This is a genomic window from Sporomusa malonica (assembly GCF_900176355.1).
Classification (GTDB): domain Bacteria; phylum Bacillota; class Negativicutes; order Sporomusales; family Sporomusaceae; genus Sporomusa; species Sporomusa malonica.
The window spans coordinates 1-2,184 of sequence record NZ_FWXI01000057.1 but is presented as its reverse complement, the minus strand read 5'-3'; the positions used below and the strand labels follow the sequence as shown (position 1 = coordinate 2,184).

At 43.1% G+C, this 2,184-nt stretch carries 3 protein-coding genes; 1 reads left to right on the top strand and 2 read right to left on the bottom strand.

Annotation, left to right across the window (positions count from 1 at the left end; all coding sequences use genetic code 11):
• Nucleotides 1-162: 162 nt before the first annotated feature.
• Nucleotides 163-651, top strand: coding sequence for a hypothetical protein (locus B9A22_RS24730; RefSeq protein ID WP_084578587.1), 489 nt, complete (start codon nt 163-165; stop codon nt 649-651).
• Between the two features lie 148 nt (nt 652-799).
• Here B9A22_RS24730 and B9A22_RS25140 read toward each other — a convergent pair whose 3' ends face one another.
• Together B9A22_RS25140 and B9A22_RS25755 are read right to left on the bottom strand one after the other, a co-directional pair.
• Nucleotides 800-1,663, bottom strand: coding sequence for a DNRLRE domain-containing protein (locus B9A22_RS25140; RefSeq protein ID WP_139796398.1), 864 nt, complete (start codon nt 1,661-1,663; stop codon nt 800-802).
• A 113-nt stretch (nt 1,664-1,776) separates the two neighbouring features.
• On the bottom strand, nt 1,777-2,184 hold a 408-nt coding region (locus B9A22_RS25755; protein ID WP_245824141.1), incomplete at its 5' end, for a DUF6385 domain-containing protein.

The following is a 2,184-nucleotide window of genomic DNA, read 5'->3' as shown; positions in this document are numbered from 1 at the left end:
GAATTAAGATAAAGTACATAAACAGAACGCTGATAAACGCCGAAGGTACTTGGCTGGAAACGGCCTGGGAGATTAGGAAGTTGCTGGTTAGTAAAACACCTACTAAATAATGTAGGTGTTTTTTTATTGCCGTAAGGCTTAGACTGTTCAGAGTGCCCCAGATTGCCTTACTCATATTGTACGGCCGGAAGGAGGACGCAACCGGAGTCGCATGACTTTGATTATGAGGTAATAGACTCTGCCGCAGGATTTAATTATTCAAACCCAGACCATGCTGCCGAAGCCCACCTGGATGTGGCCATTTGCAGCTTGCTGCAAGGCGGCTACTATCTTTCGCATCGCGAAAGTGATGCGCGTGCGGCCATTCAAATGCGACCGGACTGGGCCTTGGCACACAATACAATAGGCATTATATTATGGAAACAAGGTAAAACTCAGGAGGCATTATCTGAATTTGCTATTGCAGTACAACTTGATAAGCGCGATGAATACAAATATAACGCCAGTCTAAATGATAGCAAGCTCAATCCGATGATTGTAGATTTTGATTACTCACTTCCTATAGATGAGGAGTTTTTTAGCAAATATTTCACTCGCTGCTCGTTTAATATACCCGACTATTTGCAGCAGCCGCATGTAAATGATGATTAGAAGAAATCGCCTCTACCTGTCAAAAGGAGAGGCGATTTTAACTTTCCTGATAGAAAGTATAACTTTCTCCTGGATAAGGGCAACATCGGCTTCCGCTTTCGCCAGAGGCTCGGCACAAGTCGTGTTTTCTTTATGGCATAATATAAAATTACATTGTTGTACGACCTTGAGTACTGATATTCAAGGTTGTGTCGTGGCCCGAGTTTAGGGAGCAGAAAGCTACACAAGCATAACGAGTGATAGTATCAGGTGCTAGCGCCGTACTTTCTGAAGGGGAGATTATATGCAAAGCTGATTGATCCATCCAGTAATGACTATCAGCGCTAACATTCAAGCAAATTATAGCGGGATTGGTACCGATATTGCTAATGGTATAGGAGTAATTGTAGGGTAGTACATCAAGCGGTGTGGTGTAAGACCAAGCTGCGGTTGTATGTACGATATCTGATACATTAAGTATATCTGGCTTACAAATACAGGGTACTATGTCGGGTGGATTATAACTAATCTGTATAAACGGCCAGTAGCTGGAGTCACAGTAATTACCACTAAATAGTGAAACAGAGTTACTGGGATAAATTGGTTCATGCATCCTAAACAAGAGACCGAAATTGGCGCTTTCGCTGCTTTGCCATTCCTTTATCAATTTTGTGATCTCAAAAGATAATTGTTCGGCAGTGTCAGAGATAGCCGTTGTGGCAACTGGATTAGGGCTGGTGAGTGGAGGATGCCGCAAGGAGGTAGAAGTTGGCTTCCAGCGGGAAACAATTGGATAGGCTTCGATAACCTTTGAACATGATGGATTATTGTAAGCGATAAAGAAATTAGCTCTAGCGGATGTAATCTTTAGGTCAGCAGGGATCGAGGTTAAATCCCATAATGCAATTGACTCATAGTAGCAATTTGTATGTCCACCTACTAATAAGTAACCACGTTTCATTGTCCTAGCTACTGTTCGGTTGCACGTAATGTACGCGTCAATAAGAGGGGGCTTAATATACTTACTAGGCATAAGCTTCACCTACATTTCACATAAAAAGTGCTAAATATCATTTGATATAAATACATTTCCCTCATCGTAAGATGAGGGAAATGTATTTAGCAGGCGATGGTAGTGATGTAACTTTACTCAACTGCGTTACCTTGGAAAAAGATGTTAAGTGTTACAGCACTTGCGGTACCGCCCTCGGCATAGTAGTATACGCGGGCATATTTGAGGAAGATAGAGGAAATCAGGGCTGCTGTACCGTTGTAGGCGATTGTTACTGGAGTGGTGTTCTCGTTTATCCAATTGGTAGCATCAGGGCTCATTTGTAGGTATACTGCTGCGGTATTTCCTGATTCTGAGTTGTTAACTACGCCATACGTCCATTGGCCGAGGCCTAGTATTTCTCTTTGGACGCCAGGACCGCCTTCGTCGATGGCGGTAATAGTGAAAGAAACATCAGTTGTAGAGAGAGCAACGGAAACAGGAATTATAACAGTTGGGCAGATAGGAAGAGCAGCATCGGCGCTAACCGGAGTAGTAGCAGT